The organism is Shinella sp. BE166 (genome assembly GCF_051201095.1).
Taxonomy (GTDB): domain Bacteria; phylum Pseudomonadota; class Alphaproteobacteria; order Rhizobiales; family Rhizobiaceae; genus Shinella; species Shinella lacus.
The window spans coordinates 1-13831 of sequence record NZ_JBPEHL010000018.1; the positions used below are offsets into that span (position 1 = coordinate 1).

Annotated in this window: 21 protein-coding genes; 15 read left to right on the forward strand and 6 right to left on the reverse strand. The window is 61.4% G+C overall.

Annotated elements, in window-relative coordinates:
• The 3 genes from J2Y63_RS29315 to arsH all read left to right on the forward strand — a co-directional run.
• Nucleotides 1–510 (forward strand): arsenic resistance protein (locus J2Y63_RS29315; RefSeq protein ID WP_435269006.1); only part of this gene is annotated, 510 nt, incomplete at its 5' end.
• Nucleotides 511–512: 2 nt separating this feature from the next.
• Nucleotides 513–935: an arsenate reductase (glutaredoxin) gene (gene arsC / locus J2Y63_RS29320; protein ID WP_306040861.1), complete on the forward strand. Its 423-nt coding sequence runs from the start codon at nucleotides 513–515 to the stop codon at nucleotides 933–935.
• A complete protein-coding gene (arsH, locus tag J2Y63_RS29325; RefSeq protein WP_306041654.1) occupies nucleotides 928–1638 on the forward strand; it encodes an arsenical resistance protein ArsH in 711 nt (236 codons plus the stop codon). The genes arsC and arsH overlap by 8 nt, the downstream gene beginning before the upstream one ends.
• Here the strand turns inward: arsH and arsK are convergent.
• Both arsK and J2Y63_RS29335 read right to left on the reverse strand, forming a co-directional pair.
• Complete coding sequence (gene arsK, locus J2Y63_RS29330) at nucleotides 1630–2874, reverse strand: arsenite efflux MFS transporter ArsK (protein WP_435269014.1); 1245 nt, start codon at nucleotides 2872–2874, stop codon at nucleotides 1630–1632. The two genes, arsH and arsK, sit on opposite strands and share 9 nt — an antisense overlap.
• Complete coding sequence (locus J2Y63_RS29335) at nucleotides 2840–3208, reverse strand: ArsR/SmtB family transcription factor (protein ID WP_050746476.1); 369 nt, start codon at nucleotides 3206–3208, stop codon at nucleotides 2840–2842. Before J2Y63_RS29335 ends, arsK begins: the two co-directional genes overlap by 35 nt.
• Before the next feature lie 43 nt (nucleotides 3209–3251).
• Here J2Y63_RS29335 and J2Y63_RS29340 point away from each other — a divergent pair, with 43 nt between their 5' ends.
• Nucleotides 3252–3770 carry a DUF6428 family protein gene (locus tag J2Y63_RS29340; protein WP_050746477.1) on the forward strand — a complete coding sequence of 173 codons (519 nt, stop codon included), beginning with the start codon at nucleotides 3252–3254 and terminating at the stop codon, nucleotides 3768–3770.
• A gap of 12 nt (nucleotides 3771–3782) precedes the next feature.
• On the opposite strand, the gene J2Y63_RS29345 is transcribed toward J2Y63_RS29340, so the two are convergent.
• Nucleotides 3783–3905 (reverse strand): hypothetical protein, encoded by a 123-nt coding sequence (locus J2Y63_RS29345; protein WP_226923756.1) that lies wholly within the window; start codon nucleotides 3903–3905, stop codon nucleotides 3783–3785.
• Here J2Y63_RS29345 and J2Y63_RS29350 point away from each other — a divergent pair.
• A complete protein-coding gene (locus J2Y63_RS29350; protein ID WP_226923758.1) occupies nucleotides 3861–4010 on the forward strand; it encodes a hypothetical protein in 150 nt (49 codons plus the stop codon). The two genes, J2Y63_RS29345 and J2Y63_RS29350, sit on opposite strands and share 45 nt — an antisense overlap.
• Before the next feature lie 126 nt (nucleotides 4011–4136).
• Here the strand turns inward: J2Y63_RS29350 and J2Y63_RS29355 are convergent, their stop codons facing one another.
• Nucleotides 4137–4943: a hypothetical protein gene (locus J2Y63_RS29355; RefSeq protein ID WP_156334158.1), complete on the reverse strand. Its 807-nt coding sequence runs from the start codon at nucleotides 4941–4943 to the stop codon at nucleotides 4137–4139.
• 455 nt (nucleotides 4944–5398) lie between these two features.
• Between J2Y63_RS29355 and J2Y63_RS29360 the strand changes: the two genes are divergently transcribed.
• Nucleotides 5399–5659, forward strand: coding sequence for a hypothetical protein (locus J2Y63_RS29360; RefSeq protein ID WP_156334159.1), 261 nt, complete (start codon nucleotides 5399–5401; stop codon nucleotides 5657–5659).
• On the opposite strand, the gene J2Y63_RS29365 is transcribed toward J2Y63_RS29360, so the two are convergent.
• Both J2Y63_RS29365 and J2Y63_RS29370 read right to left on the reverse strand, forming a co-directional pair.
• Nucleotides 5606–6097, reverse strand: a complete 492-nt coding sequence (locus J2Y63_RS29365) for a thermonuclease family protein (RefSeq protein ID WP_306041660.1) — start codon at nucleotides 6095–6097, stop codon at nucleotides 5606–5608. The genes J2Y63_RS29360 and J2Y63_RS29365 overlap by 54 nt on opposite strands.
• 7 nt (nucleotides 6098–6104) lie before the next feature.
• Entirely contained in the window at nucleotides 6105–6734 is a 630-nt protein-coding gene (locus tag J2Y63_RS29370; protein ID WP_306041662.1) for a hypothetical protein, read from the reverse strand.
• 79 nt (nucleotides 6735–6813) lie between these two features.
• Here J2Y63_RS29370 and J2Y63_RS29375 point away from each other — a divergent pair, with 79 nt between their 5' ends.
• Genes J2Y63_RS29375 through J2Y63_RS29415 form a run of 9 tightly spaced genes read left to right on the forward strand, consistent with a single transcriptional unit; the run spans nucleotide 6814 to nucleotide 13828 of the window.
• Nucleotides 6814–7374, forward strand: coding sequence for a lytic transglycosylase domain-containing protein (locus tag J2Y63_RS29375; protein ID WP_306041664.1), 561 nt, complete (start codon nucleotides 6814–6816; stop codon nucleotides 7372–7374).
• Between the two features lie 48 nt (nucleotides 7375–7422).
• On the forward strand, nucleotides 7423–7746 hold the full coding sequence (locus J2Y63_RS29380) for a TrbC/VirB2 family protein (protein WP_306041666.1): 324 nt from the start codon (nucleotides 7423–7425) through the stop codon (nucleotides 7744–7746).
• Nucleotide 7747: 1 nt separating this feature from the next.
• Nucleotides 7748–8038, forward strand: a complete 291-nt coding sequence (locus tag J2Y63_RS29385; RefSeq protein ID WP_306041668.1) for a type IV secretion system protein VirB3 — start codon at nucleotides 7748–7750, stop codon at nucleotides 8036–8038.
• On the forward strand, nucleotides 8035–10446 hold the full coding sequence (locus J2Y63_RS29390) for a VirB4 family type IV secretion/conjugal transfer ATPase (RefSeq protein WP_306041670.1): 2412 nt from the start codon (nucleotides 8035–8037) through the stop codon (nucleotides 10444–10446). The genes J2Y63_RS29385 and J2Y63_RS29390 overlap by 4 nt, the downstream gene beginning before the upstream one ends.
• Nucleotides 10439–11605 carry a transglycosylase SLT domain-containing protein gene (locus tag J2Y63_RS29395; protein ID WP_306041672.1) on the forward strand — a complete coding sequence of 389 codons (1167 nt, stop codon included), beginning with the start codon at nucleotides 10439–10441 and terminating at the stop codon, nucleotides 11603–11605. The genes J2Y63_RS29390 and J2Y63_RS29395 overlap by 8 nt, the downstream gene beginning before the upstream one ends.
• Before the next feature lie 10 nt (nucleotides 11606–11615).
• Complete coding sequence (locus tag J2Y63_RS29400) at nucleotides 11616–12332, forward strand: type IV secretion system protein (protein WP_306041674.1); 717 nt, start codon at nucleotides 11616–11618, stop codon at nucleotides 12330–12332.
• A gap of 6 nt (nucleotides 12333–12338) precedes the next feature.
• Nucleotides 12339–12512 (forward strand): hypothetical protein, encoded by a 174-nt coding sequence (locus J2Y63_RS29405; RefSeq protein WP_306041676.1) that lies wholly within the window; start codon nucleotides 12339–12341, stop codon nucleotides 12510–12512.
• A gap of 4 nt (nucleotides 12513–12516) precedes the next feature.
• Nucleotides 12517–13536 carry a type IV secretion system protein gene (locus tag J2Y63_RS29410; RefSeq protein ID WP_306041678.1) on the forward strand — a complete coding sequence of 340 codons (1020 nt, stop codon included), beginning with the start codon at nucleotides 12517–12519 and terminating at the stop codon, nucleotides 13534–13536.
• 55 nt (nucleotides 13537–13591) lie between these two features.
• On the forward strand, nucleotides 13592–13828 hold the full coding sequence (locus tag J2Y63_RS29415) for a hypothetical protein (RefSeq protein ID WP_306041680.1): 237 nt from the start codon (nucleotides 13592–13594) through the stop codon (nucleotides 13826–13828).
• Nucleotides 13829–13831: the final 3 nt, after the last annotated feature.

The following is a 13831-nucleotide window of genomic DNA, read 5'->3' on the forward strand; positions in this document are numbered from 1 at the left end:
GCCCTCTATATCGTCGTGCCCGTCATCATCGCACAGGTCATCCGCCGCCGCCTCACGGTTAGCGGAACGACGCGGGCACTGGATGGCGTGCTGGCAAGGTTGCAGCCGATCTCACTGGTGGCGCTACTTGCGACGCTGGTTCTGCTCTTCGCCTTTCAGGGTGAACAGATCATCGCCCAGCCAGCCGTCATCGGCTTGCTCGCCGTGCCGATCCTGATCCAAGTCTATCTGAACTCCGGGCTGGCTTATCTACTCAACCGGATGACCGGTGAGCGGCATTGCATTGCCGGCCCGTCAGCCCTGATCGGCGCCAGCAATTTCTTCGAGCTTGCAGTTGCCGCAGCCATCAGCCTGTTCGGCTTCCAGTCCGGCGCAGCACTCGCCACCGTCGTTGGCGTTCTCATCGAGGTTCCGGTCATGCTCTCGGTCGTGTGGATCGTGAACCGCTCGAAAGATTGGTACGAGGCCGCCCCCGCTGTTTCCAGAACCACCGCCACCGAAAAGCACTGACCATGGACGCGACCATCTATCACAACCCCGCCTGCGGGACGTCCCGCAACACGCTGGCGCTGATCCGCGCTGCCGGCATCGAACCTGTTGTCATCGAGTATTTGCAGCAGCCGCCGACGCGCGAGCAGCTTGCGACGATGATCGCGGACGCTGGCTTGAACGTTCGGGAAGCTATTCGCGAGAAAGGCACGCCTTATGCCGAACTCGGTCTGGACAACCCAGACCTGACTGACGAGCAGTTGCTCGACGCGATGATCGCAACGCCGATCCTGATCAATCGCCCCTTCGTCGTGACACCGCTCGGCACCCGGCTCGCCCGTCCGTCCGAGGCGGTGCTCGACATCCTGCCCGACACCTTCAGGGGACCGTTCTTCAAGGAGGACGGTGAACAGATCCTCGACCAGGAAGGAAAGCGCATTGCCTGACACTTTCCCAGCACTGCAGGGCGATCACCTATATTCGACAGATCTCGATGCCCTGCGTCCGGCGTTCTCAACGCATAAGCCGCGCATCCTGATCCTCTACGGCTCGCTGCGTGAGGTGTCGTATAGCCGCCTGCTCGCATTCGAGGTCCGCCGGCTGCTCGAACGCCTTGGATGCGAGGTTCGTATCTTTGACCCGAAGGGCCTGCCGCTCCCTGACGAAGCGCCGGCGAGCCACCCGAAGGTGCACGAATTGCGCGATCTTTCGCAATGGTCGGAAGGGCAGGTCTGGGTGAGCCCGGAACGCCATGGCGCGATGACCGGCATCATGAAGTCCCAGATCGACTGGATTCCACTCTCGGTCGGATCGGTCCGGCCGACGCAGGGCAAAACCCTCGCCGTCATGGAGGTCTCGGGCGGCAGCCAGTCCTTCAATGCCGTGAACCAGATGCGCATTCTCGGCCGCTGGATGCGGATGGTCACCATCCCGAACCAATCCTCGGTCGCCAAAGCCTATCAGGAGTTCGACGCCGATGGCCGGATGAAGCCCTCGTCCTACTACGACCGGGTGGTGGATGTCTGTGAGGAGCTGGTGAAGTTCACCATTCTCACGCGCGATGCTTCGGCCTATCTCACCGACCGCTACAGCGAGCGCAAGGAACAGGCGGCCGAGCTTGAGAAGCGGGTATCGCTGCGGTCAATTTGACGGGCTTGGCGAGGTGACGAGGCTCCGCTTCGTCGCCATCGCTACCGCGACAAACGCCGCAATACCGATCGAGCCAAGCGCGGCGCTCAGGACGAGCGATGCGCCTATGCCGAACTGCTCCATCGTCGCCGCGAAGGCAAACGGCGCTGCTGCGCCGGCAGCCAGCCGCGAGGCGGCCATCTTGCCGGTGAGCGCACCATAGCCATCCGAGCCGAACAGGTAGAGCGGTAAGCTTCCCTGCGCGATGCTGTTGATGCCCGATCCGAGGCCGAGGCAGATCGAGAAGGCGACCGCGCCGGGGAGCCAGTTGCCGGACAGCGCCAGAATAACGACGCTCAGCACCATGAAGACTGCGGAGAGAACCGCGAGGCCCGGCGGCGCGAGGCGCGTTCCAAAGATCATGTTGATCAGGCGGCTAAGAACCTGCGCCGGACCGAACAGGGAGCCGATGCCGACGGCGGCACTTCCGAAGCCAAGCGACCCGAGCATCGGCACCATATGCGCCAGCATCGCGCCAAGGGTGAAGCTCAGCAGCGCGAATGCAGCCGACACGACGACCACCGTACCGCGCCGACGCTCGCGCGGAACAGCTCCGACGACAGGCTCGCGCATAGGTCTTTGCCCGCCGGCTGCCGCTACCTTTCCCTTCCGCATGATCCAGACATGGAACGGCATACAGACAGCAAGATTGAGCACGGCATAGACGAGGTAGATTTCCCGCCACGAGAGATAGCCGAGCAGCGCCGTGGCAATCGGCCAGAAGATCGTCGAGGCAAATCCCGCGATCAGGGTGAGATAAGTGATGCTGCGTGACGCTGACCGGGGATCGGCCTCGACCAGTGCCGCGAAAGCGGCTTGGTACTGGACCATGCCGGACGATATCTCCAACAGGACGATGGCCAGCGCGAAGACTGCCACCGATGGCGACCAGGCGCACAAGATCAAGGTCAGTGCGGACAATGCCGAGCCGATCGCCATGACCGTCGCGGCGCCGATGCGATCCATCTGCCGGCCGATATAGGGCGCTGACAGGCCGCCAACGAAGAGCGAGGCGGAGAAGACCGCAAAAACCTGCGCGACGGTGATGCCGAGATCCGCGGCCATGCCAGGCGCCAGGATGCTGAAGCTGTAGTAGAGGGTGCCGTAGCCGATGATCTGGGTCAGGCCGAGTGCGGCAACAATGCCGACAGGTACCTTCCGATCACGCAATGACGTCGCCCTCGCTCCGGGCAACATCCGTCTTGCAGCAGCCATCGGATCGCTCGACACCCTCTCGGACCATCGGATGGCCAGCGCAGCAGTCCTCCATCAGGAATTTTACGAGATCGGCCAGCGCATCGTAGCTGGCGCTATAGACGATCGAGCGAGATTCTCGCCGCTGCGCGATAAGGCCCGATCGCTCCAGCTCTTTCAGATGGAACGACACATTTGAGGGCGAGACGCCCATGCGCTCGGCGATCAGCCCGGCGGCCAACCCATCCGGTCCGGCGACGACCAGCGTGCGGACGATGGCGAGGCGGGTTTCCTGCGACAGGGCCGCGAATGATGTGAGGGCTTGACACTCATTCATATTTCAATAATCCTTGAATCATTGAACAATAGGAGTATCGCACATGAATGCGATCGACAAGGCTGTTTCGTCCGATATCACGCTTGGCCAGCTTCTTGACGGCCTTGCGGCTGCGCCCGAGGCGTCGCTGGTGTTTCTCTACGATGGTCAGCCGGTGAAGGCAGGCTATCATGTCACCGAGGTCAAGGCGGGTGCATTCTCGGCGCTCGACTGCGGTGCCAATCCGGAAGCCTGGTCGGAGATGTTCGTCCAGCTCTGGGATATCTACGAGGACGGCAGGAGCCACATGCCTGCAGGAAAGTTCTCCGCGATCATCCGCAAGGTTTCTGATCACGTTCGGCTCGATCCGGCGGCCAAGCTCACCTTTGAGGTCAGCGATGGGAAGCGGCCGATGGCGCTCTATTGCGCATCGTCGCCGCGCTTGGCAGACGGCAGGTTAGAGGTGGCGCTGGCGGCGCGGCCGTCGAGCTGCAAGCCGCGCGACCGATGGCTGGCGGAGCAGGCGACCGCAACGAACTCTTGCTGCGCGCCGGCAACGGGCGGCTCAAAGTGCTGCGCCTGACGGTCGCGCCTTCTAGGATCGCAGAAAGTCGCGGATGCCGAGACCAGCCTTGGCGTCTCTTTCGTAGCGACACACCACATGCATATGGGCATGGAAGATGTGCTGGCCGCCGGTGGCTCCGACATTCCATCCGATCGTAAAGCCGACGGGCTGGAACTGATCAAGCCGGCGTTTCGCCTCAACGAGCACTACACCGAGGACCATTCTTCCCAGCTGAACTCGAATGGAGTCTCGACATGACGGAACGGAATGATCATCGCGGACGGCTTCGGCAAGGTGGGCTTCAGCATCATGTATTGCGAGCGGTGCTCCACTTCCACTAGCCGGAAGTTCGATGACCAGAGGTTCCGTGAAACCAGCGCAATGCTATTCCAAAGCCCTCACTCCCCTATCAAGGCATGTATCCCCGCGCCAGTAAGGCACATTTGCACGCGCTCCCCATCGATGATGAACCGCGCCTCGCAGCGAGAATGAAATAATTTCAATCGTGGGGATCAGATTTCTGAGGGGGGTGCCGACGCAATCGACAGCAATTCCGTCGTCCGATTTTCTCCGTGGCGAAAACCCTGCATGCTCCTTCAGCCATCGAAGCCAACGACCACAGACGATCCTGATCGTGTTGGGGCGGCTCCAAAATCCGTTGATCCGGTTCTCGGACACGCTGATCAGCCCCATTCGCAAGGCATCCCGAATGGCATACCGCGCTGTTGTGCATCCGACGCCAGCGCGTGCGGCGATCTCAGGGAGAGACATATTCGATCTTCCACGGTCCATCACCGCTCGGGCAATGACCGAAAGCACGGCAAGCTTGCTGATTGTCAACCTTCCGGCGATGCAAGTCGGGATGATGCAGTTTTTGGCGAGCGAGCGGCGGCGCACCCAGGATGCAGCTCGCCTGTCTGCGGGAATTGACGGGCGTCGGTGAACCGGCTTGGCCGTCGTCGGTCTTAGATGACCAATCGGATCGCCCAGACGCCAAGGTTGCGCGCGGATCGCGCGCCGCTGATGCTCGATGACCGGGGCTAGATATGCCATCTCGCGGTCGTCTACGAGCCCCTCCCCATTCAGTATCCAGGCGGATTTCGCGCAGTCGTCAATCTGCTGGAGGGTGCGCGCGGCGAGTAGGCGCGACAATAGGTTCGGCCCGTAGGCCGCTGGTGATGCAACAAGCATTTTCTCTCCTCGTTGTGGTCAGCGGAGAGAAATCCAGGACGCAGGACGCACGTATTCGTGGCAAGAATTAACTTGCAGCGGCCTCATCAATGTGCGAAAAAATCATTGGCTATAAGACTTTTGCGCACATCTCCGTGTGTCACTGAACCCGTCTCTCCGAGGCGGGTTTTATTTTGTCTACGGCATGAAACCTCCCTGGCTCATTCGCCCACAAGGCGAGTCACCAAGTTAATTATAATTTACTCGCCGGACAAACATAATCAGCGGCTGCCGCGAAAACGCCGCTTTTCACTCGTGGAAAGGTTGAGCGAGACATTCGGCCGGGGGAATCACACCCGTCCGTTCCGACATCGCCTTGCCCGACTTCGCACTGGCGAGCGCGCATGCAGGCAAAGCAAACCCGCACCACAACGACGCGAAACCGTCGTGCCGGTGACCGGAAAGGATGACCGCAAATGGCCAGTGAAAGTGCTGTAGAGCTTGTGCAATTCCTCGCAGACGAATTAAGGCGCCGCGACACCAAACCTCATGAATTTGCCGAACTGACCGGCATTGCTGAAGAGCGATTGGAGCTTCTGCAGGAAGGCGCATGGCAGCTCATGACCCTGCGGGAAGTCGCCATGATTACGGAATGCCTTCACATCGATCTTTCGGAGGTCTGGTCATTGCTCGCCCAGAAGCAGGGAGACGGGATGAACGAAGCGCCCCGCCCATAGGCCGGCGCGGCTGTCTTTGGCGGCTTTCTCCGCGATCGCGTAGGATGCCGATACCGGCGCGCCAGAAGGGAACACGGCCGCAAATGCCCCGCCCGACGATATGAGCGCCGTTCCGACATCGACCGTCATCTCATCGATCTCGGCTGCGCAGACGACGAACGTGGCGCCATCCTTGGCGTTGCCGACAGGCTGACAACCGATCGAACCCGTCGAGAACAGCGCTGCTATCGATGCGATCGAACGCATCCCGCAGTCGACCTCGTCACCATCAGAGGAACGAAAAGTCGTGCCGCGCAGACATGACTGAACCCCGAAAACCCTGTATTTCCGGCCTTCGTAAGCCCAGGTATCGCCCGTCTCAAAGCTTACGTTAGACGGAAATGAGATGGTCTTGTCCTGCGCAACGGCTGCGAACGCGACCAGCATGGCGATGGCCATCGAAAACTCAGTCCGCATTCTGGAACCCCATCGATCGTGAGAGAGATTGCGACGCTTCGAGGTCAGGCCTACGGCTGCGCCCATCCTGTGTTCGTCCAATGGACGCCAGTCCGAGAAACACCATGCTGTCGTCGTCATTGACCGTCTTGAAGGGCTCCCCGTCGCCACCAACGAGGACGAAGCATGACGCAGGGATCGCCTCGTTTTCAGCCGGGGTCAGCACCAGGGTCTTGCAGAGAATGACCTTGGCACGCCTGTTATAGACCGTCTCGGCGTAGTCGCGCGCCGCGTCGGTGCAACGCCATGTCTGTACGCGATTATAAACGACGTTTTCGGTTGGGCAGGCGGTCAGCCCACGCAAACTGATTCTTTGCCCCGCGATACTTCGCTCGACCGGGCCGTCGATCTCGACGCTCTCATTCAGCTTCTCAACCGACCTGGCCACCAGGTTTCCCTCGGCGTCGAAACGCTCCAGCACGAATGCCTTCGCCCCCTGCTCCACAAATTGGCGGAGGTATCCCGGAGGCGGCTCGCCGTAGGGATTTTCGCCCTGCGCCATGGTGACTGCGGTGGCGTCTCCCGCCAGGGATATGAGGGCGAACCCGATTACTTTGAGTTGTTGTCGCATAGCAGCCATGCCATTTCCGAATTGACAGGGGAATCCCATAGGAATTAACTATAGTTTATTACTCGATGCGACAACCCGGATAAACGATTTGAAAACCACCCTGATTTTTCTCCTCCTCTCGACGTCGGCTATGACCGCGCAAGCGTGCGAATCTGTCGATAGCGAGCGCGTAATGGAACTGGTTCGGACCATCGCCACCGAGGAAGAACTGGACCCCGATCTGGCGCTCGCGGTGGTTGATGTCGAGAGCGCCGGCGGCAGGCACCAGGTCTCCGATGCCGGCGCCATCGGCATCATGCAGCTGATGCCCGAGACCGCCTCCGACTATGGCGTGACCGACCGCTGCGATCCGGAATCGAACATCCGCGCCGGCGTTCGCTACCTCAAGAAGCTCTACGGCGAGTTCGACGATCCCCTGCTGATGCTGGCCGCCTACAACGCCGGACCGGAGCGCGTCTACCAGAAGGGCGGCATCCCTGAGTTCAACGAGACAGCCCAGTACATCGTCAAGGTGATGAACCGCTGGACGTTGAACGCCAAGGCGTCGGCGGCCGAGGAAAAGCGCCGCGGGAATAACGACGCCCGCACGGAGACGGTTGCGCTCGCGCCCTCCCCCTGGCGCGACCAACACGTCTGGACCGCCGACTAGCGCTGGTTCCCTCCAACCTCAACCTCCCAAGATCAGAAGGACTTTCGAATGAGCATTTCCACGATGACGCCGCGCCTCCCCGGCAAGGCTCTCCTGTCGCTGGCGGTCCTTGCGACTTCCATCGCGCTGGTCCCGGAATTGGCCTATGCGCAATCGGCCGCGCCGGTCGAAGGCATCCTCGAATGGTTCACCGGCGTCCTGCAGGGCAGCGTCGCCCGGTCGCTCGCGATCATCGCCGTCTGCTTCCTCGGCTTCCTGTTCCTGACCGGACGCATGGCCTGGCAGGGCGCGATCTCCATCGTCATCGGCATCGCGATCATCTTCGGCGCCGCCGAACTGGTCGACGCCATGAAGGCGGCCGGGGGTGTCTGACATGCGTGACGACGCTCCCGATGTCGAACCTCTCATCCAGCCGCTGACCAAGCCGCCGATGTATTTCGGGGTCGACATCATCGTGTTCGTGGTGAACGGCATTTTCGGGATCGTCGTCTTCATCGCGTCGTCGAATTTCCTGGCGCCGCTGATCGTCCTGCCCGTCCATTTCATCGCCCTGTACCTGTGCCAGCGGGACATCCACATCGTCCGCGTGGCGCAGGTGTTCCTGTCGATGCGGCGGGCGATCCGCAACCGGCGCTTCTGGAAAGCGGGGAGCTACGCCCCATGAACATCGTCAATCACGACCTGAAGTTCGGCCGGGAACGCGCTCGCGACCTGGGGATCGGCACGCACGTCCCCTATCTGCGCCATGTCGACGAGGAGACGATCGTCACCAAGTCCGGCCTGCTGCTACAGGTCATCCGTCTCTCTGGCCTGCCCTATCAAACGATGGATCAGGCGGAGATCAATGCTCGCCTCGCCAACCGCAACATGACGGTCCGCTCCCTCGGATCGTCACGCTTTGCGCTCTATGCCACGATCATCCGCCGGCAGATCAAGCCGGCAATTGACGGTGAATTCGACAATCCCTTCGCAGATGAGCTGAACGCCCGCTACATGGATGGGCTGCAGCACCGGACGATGTTCGTCAACGAACTATACCTGACGGTCATCCGCCGGCCGATGACTGGCCGCGCCGGCAAGGTCGACCGGATGTTCGATGTCTTCCGCATGGCCGACAACGAGGTCGAAGCCCGCGGCGAGGCGCTGCGCGACCTGAAGGACATGGTCTCGGGCATTGTCGGCGATTTCCGCTCCTACCGCCCGGAAATCCTTTCCTGCGTCACCCGCGATGGTGGCCTCTATTCCGAGCCGGCCGAGTTCTTCGCCAAGATCCTCGCCGCCGGCGACGAGCGGACGATGCCCCTGCCCCGCATGTCGCTCGCCGATTATGTCGGGACCGGCCGGATCATGTTTGGTCGCAAGGCCACGGAAATCTGGTCGGCGGATGGCGCGACCTCCAAGGTCGCCGCCATGGTGTCGATCAAGGAATATCCGCCGATGACGACGCCCGGCCAGCTCGATGGGCTGCTGCGCCTGCCCTACGAGTTCATCGTCACCCATTCCTTCGCCCCGGAGGACCGGACGACGGTCACGGAGGCGATCGCCACCATCAGCCGGCAAATTTCCAATTCCGACGATGGCGGCACGGCGGTCGAGGACGATATCGAGACGGCGCGCGACCGGCTGGCCTCGGGCGAGGTGGTGTTCGGCAAGCATCACATGACGGTCGCCGTGCTTGAGCGCGACCTGTCGCGCCTCAACCGGGCGGTCGCAGACGTCACGGCCGAACTGGCGCGCATGGGCGTGGTTGCCGTCCGCGAAGACCTTAATCAGGAAGCGGCGTGGTGGGCGCAGCTGCCGACCAACTTTCCCTATATCGCCCGGCAAGGGCTGATTTCGTCGGTCAACTTCGCCGGGCTGTTCTCCGCACACAATTTCCCATCCGGGCAGACGCACAAGATCCATTGGGGGCTTCCGATCTCGCTCTTGGAAACCACCAGCCAGACTGCCTTTTTCTTCAATTTCCATGAGGCGGATGTCGGCAACTTCACCGTCATCGGCCCGACCGGCTCCGGCAAGACGGTGGCGCTGTCCTTCCTGCTCGCCCAGGGCATGCGTGTCGAGCCGCGGCCGCGCTGCGTCTTCATCGATAAGGATCGCGGCGGCGAGATCTTCGTGCGCGCTATGGGCGGACGCTATGAACGGCTGTCACCGGGCGAGCCGACCGGCTTTGCGCCATTGCAACTCGAAGACACGCCGGCCAACCGGAGTTTTGGCAAGACGCTGGTCTCCTATCTCGTCACACCCTCGGACCGAGTGCTGAATGCCGAGGAGATGGCGGTCATCTCCGATGCGGTCGACAGCATCTACACCGATTTCGAGAGGCCGCAACGGCGTCTCGACATGCTGGCGGAAGCGCTGCGCGGCCGGATGCGATCCGGCATTGGCGATCTCGCCGACCGGCTGAAGGAATGGACCACAGGCGACAAGGGCTGGCTGTTCAATAACCCGACCGACAAGCTTGATTTTGCCGGCTCGGTGATCGGCTTCGACATGACGGAGATCCTGTCCGACAAGCGCACGCGCTCGGCGGCACTGCTTTACATGTTCCATCGTATTCAGGAAATCCTCGACGGCCGCCCCTCGATGATCTTCCTCGATGAGGGCTGGCGCCTGCTCGATGACGACGTGTTCTCGGGCTTCATCAAGGACTGGCTCAAAACCATCCGCAAGATGAACGGCATCGTCGGCTTCGGCACGCAGTCGGCCGCCGACGTCGTGCGCTCCGACCTGCGCAATACGATCATCGAACAGACGATGACCAACATCTTCTTCCCGAACGCATCCGCGGACGAGGAGAGCTACCGCAAGGCGTTCGGCCTCTCGGAAAAGGAATTCCGCTTCGTGAAACAAGCGGACAAGACGAGCCGCACCTTCCTCATCAAGCACGCCCAGGACTCGGTGATCGCACGGCTCGACCTGTCGGCGATGCCTGACCTGGTGAAGGTCCTGTCCGGGCGGCCAGAGACGGTGCGCGAGTGCCAGACGCTGCGCGAGACCTATGGCGACGAGCCGGCCGCCTGGCTCCCGCATTTTTGTGGCTGGACCATTCCGGAGGCACCCGATGCGTAAGGCGATCATTATTCTGCTGTCCGCAATGACACTCGCCGGAGCGCCTGCGCCAGCTGTCTTCGCTGACATTCCGGTCATCGACGATGACGTCAAGGAAAAGCGCGCCGAGGATGAAGGGCATTCCAAGCAGGACACCGAGACGCAGACCGACCAGCTCGAAGAGCAGTCGGTGACGAACTGCAATATCTCTCAGAAGGAAAAGAACCGCCGTCTCTATCGCTCGCCGGCGCACGCCGTGAAAGAGGACGCGAAGAACGTCGAGCTGATCAAGCATTATGCGGAAAAGTACGATGTGCCGGTCGGGCTGGCATTGTCGGTCGCGCATGCGGAATCTGGCATCTCGACTTGCTCTGGCTCGCCGACCGGCGTGAAGGGCGTGATGCAGCTGACCAAGCGGACCGGCAAGGGCATGGGCTTCGACCGCGACATCAATGAGGAGAACATCGAGGGCGGCGTCAAATACCTCGGCATGGGCGTCAACAAATGCGGCAGCACCGACTATGCCTGCCTCGCCTCCTGGTACAACGGCTCGACGGCCGCCGAGCAAAAGAACTGGGCCGGCAAGGTCGGCCGGAACCATACGTGGTTCAACGCCTATGCTGGCGGCTCGAACATCGAGGACATCTCCTCGCCGTCTTATAAATCCTATGTCGATTACGGCTCCGGAGCGACCCGCAGCTCCAACAGCGCCGCGGCCGGCACTGTCGACCGTGCCATTTCAGGGATCGATGCCAGCACGGCGCGCGTCCAGGAAGCGGGCCGCCGCATCGATGCTCTGTCCGCCTCGGTCGGCGCCTCGGAAATCTACCAGGATGCTTGGGACGACAATACGCAGGCGCGGGCCGTCAATGCCGAGCTGCTGAACAACCTCATCACCGCCCGCAATCTCTTCAACGAGCTGCTGCAGGCGCGTATGCAGATGAACCTGTCGAAGACGTCCGAGACGGCCAAGACCCTGAAATCCGACAGCAAGGTCAATCCCTACAGCTGCGACCCGGTCATCCTCGAAGAGATGAAGGTGCCGCGCGAGGACTGGCCGCGTTGCGCCGTGGTCGCGGCCGCCGACGCCGATACCGAAATTCTCTCGTCCGGCGGCACAGACCGCTCGGTCGGCAACAATCTTCTATCCATCCAGAACGCCGCCAACGCGGCCGATTAAGGGGGTTCCCATGAACAAGCTGCTCATCGTCTCCGCCGCCTTTGCCTTCTCGACGCCGGCGCTCGCCGACATTCCGGTGATCGACAACACCAATCTCGCCATCGCCAAGAAGAATGCGGAAAACACTGGCGAGATCATGAAGACCAACACCAACATCCTCGAAAAGACCAAGGAGATCCTCGGCGCGCTCTCCGGCAGCCGTGACGGCTCGATGGGGATTTCCACGACCGGCCTTGGAGGCAACATGTCGGTCTCGGCCGCACCGTCCTTCTCGTCGATCATGAACGGCGGCACGCTGTCCTTCGGCGGGCTCGGCTCCGATGCGCAGAATATCGCGGCGACGCTGATCAACGGCCTGCAACTGGTGAAACAGGTCAAGGCGATCGTCGAAGGCGAGGATGCCGGCGCGATGAACAATGCCTTTTCCGGCGCGGTCAATACAGTGGCGCTCCTCTCGGCGCTGACGCAGCAGGCGACCAAGGGCGTGTCGCAGCGCGAGCAATCGCTTCAGTCGGCCACCGGCCAGATCGGCTCGGCCGAAGACGTCAAGGGCTCGGTCGATGCCAATACCCGTATGCAGCTGGAGACGGCGCGCACCATCAACGAGTTGATCGGCGTCTCCAACGGCGCGGTCTCGGCGCTGAACACCGAGATGCAGATGCGGCTGACCCAGCAGTCGGAGACCGCCAAGATGCTGCAATACAAAGACGTCAACCCGTTCAAGTGAGGCCGCATGCGATTGCCCGTTGCCATCATGCTCTCCGGTCTCGCGCTGCTCGCCGGTTGCCAGACCAAGGGTGAGAAAAAAGCCCCCTGCCCGCCGATCTCGGGATATGCAGAGGCCGAAGACCTGTGCGGCCCGGCGATGCCGGTCAATGACGTCTTCGCGCCCGTCCTGAAGGAATAAACGGATGGCAGCGACCACGATCATCTCGGACATTTTTTCCAAGCTCGACGCCATCGGGGAGACGTTCATCAAGAACGCCTATGACGGTCTCGCGCTACAGGTGAACGTCCTGTTCGGGTCGATGCTCACCCTCTATGTCCTCTGGTGGGGTTACATGATCCTCGCCGGTCGCGACGGCTTCTCCGTGCCGGAAGCGGCCTGGCGGCTCGGCCGCGCCTTCTTCATCTATTATATGGCGACGAACTGGGGGGCATTTTCCGCCACGCTTTACAAGCTCGTCCAAGAGGTGCCAAACCTCATCTCCGACACGATCATCGAGTCGATCGCTGGTTCCGGTGGTGCGCTCGATGGCGGGACGGGCGACACAACGGGCGTCGTGAAGATCCTCGATGCCGTCTTCGAGACCGCAGGCAAGATTTATGAGCAGGTGGCGACCGGCACCTTCGAATATGTCGGCGCTCTCATCGGTGCGATCGTCTTTGTCGTCGCGATGATCTTCATCGCCGTCGCGGCGGCCGCGATCCTGGCCGCCAAGCTGATGCTGTTCATCACGCTGGCGCTGGCGCCGGTGTTCATCATCCTGGCGCTCTATCGCTGGACCTTCCGCTTCACCGACGGCTGGCTGTTGCTGATGGTCAACCTGATGGTGACGCAGACCTTGATGATGGCCTTCCTCGCCTTCCTCTATCAGCTCATCGAACTGGCCATCAACACGGCCAACAACACCGCGACGGAAAGCAAGCTCTCCTATGTCGCGCCGTTCGTCATCGTCTGCCTGCTCGGGATCGTCGTGTTCCGGTTCATTCCGGCTTTCGCAAGTGCGATCACTGGTGGCACTGCACCCGGCCAAGGGGACGTTCCCTTCCAAGGAGGTCGTGAATCGTTCCGCCGGGCCGGCTACCAATTTACCGGCCGAGCACAAATCTTGAGGGCCGGGCTCGGTCGTCGTCGAACGTCCGCCGATGTCCAGGCTGCGCGCGCAAGGGCTATTCAGCGGGAAACAGAAAAGAACGGGCAACTTTAGGCTGGCCGCAGTCTGAATTGCGCGATAAACTATAATTTACAAAATGGAGGCTTGCATGCAGCACCCTTGGAATGATCCCCACCGCTATCAAGCGGCCCTCCACCAGCAGGCTCAGATCAACGAGGAAGCAGCTGACCACGCTCGCGCCGAGTCCAGCAAAGGCAGCGGTTTCGGCTTTCTCGTTTTTATGGCTGTGGTGATCTTCTTCAAACCGATCGCTGAGTATTTCATCGAACTCTACAACACGCTGGCGGGTTATGCGCATAGCATCGGCGCAATGTTCGGTTTCTGAGCG

Bases quoted from the DNA above. Each gene is read 5' to 3' on its own strand.
- arsC (WP_306040861.1), top strand. From the start codon at position 513: ATGGACGCGACCATCTATCACAACCCCGCCTGCGGGACGTCCCGCAAC.
- arsK (WP_435269014.1), bottom strand. From the start codon at position 2,874: ATGTTGCCCGGAGCGAGGGCGACGTCATTGCGTGATCGGAAGGTACCT.
- J2Y63_RS29335 (WP_050746476.1), bottom strand. From the start codon at position 3,208: ATGAATGAGTGTCAAGCCCTCACATCATTCGCGGCCCTGTCGCAGGAA.
- J2Y63_RS29340 (WP_050746477.1), top strand. From the start codon at position 3,252: ATGAATGCGATCGACAAGGCTGTTTCGTCCGATATCACGCTTGGCCAG.
- J2Y63_RS29350 (WP_226923758.1), top strand. From the start codon at position 3,861: ATGGAAGATGTGCTGGCCGCCGGTGGCTCCGACATTCCATCCGATCGT.
- J2Y63_RS29355 (WP_156334158.1), bottom strand. From the start codon at position 4,943: ATGCTTGTTGCATCACCAGCGGCCTACGGGCCGAACCTATTGTCGCGC.
- J2Y63_RS29360 (WP_156334159.1), top strand. From the start codon at position 5,399: ATGGCCAGTGAAAGTGCTGTAGAGCTTGTGCAATTCCTCGCAGACGAA.
- J2Y63_RS29365 (WP_306041660.1), bottom strand. From the start codon at position 6,097: ATGGCCATCGCCATGCTGGTCGCGTTCGCAGCCGTTGCGCAGGACAAG.
- J2Y63_RS29370 (WP_306041662.1), bottom strand. From the start codon at position 6,734: ATGGCTGCTATGCGACAACAACTCAAAGTAATCGGGTTCGCCCTCATA.
- J2Y63_RS29380 (WP_306041666.1), top strand. From the start codon at position 7,423: ATGAGCATTTCCACGATGACGCCGCGCCTCCCCGGCAAGGCTCTCCTG.
- J2Y63_RS29385 (WP_306041668.1), top strand. From the start codon at position 7,748: ATGCGTGACGACGCTCCCGATGTCGAACCTCTCATCCAGCCGCTGACC.
- J2Y63_RS29390 (WP_306041670.1), top strand. From the start codon at position 8,035: ATGAACATCGTCAATCACGACCTGAAGTTCGGCCGGGAACGCGCTCGC.
- J2Y63_RS29395 (WP_306041672.1), top strand. From the start codon at position 10,439: ATGCGTAAGGCGATCATTATTCTGCTGTCCGCAATGACACTCGCCGGA.
- J2Y63_RS29400 (WP_306041674.1), top strand. From the start codon at position 11,616: ATGAACAAGCTGCTCATCGTCTCCGCCGCCTTTGCCTTCTCGACGCCG.
- J2Y63_RS29405 (WP_306041676.1), top strand. From the start codon at position 12,339: ATGCGATTGCCCGTTGCCATCATGCTCTCCGGTCTCGCGCTGCTCGCC.
- J2Y63_RS29410 (WP_306041678.1), top strand. From the start codon at position 12,517: ATGGCAGCGACCACGATCATCTCGGACATTTTTTCCAAGCTCGACGCC.
- J2Y63_RS29415 (WP_306041680.1), top strand. From the start codon at position 13,592: ATGCAGCACCCTTGGAATGATCCCCACCGCTATCAAGCGGCCCTCCAC.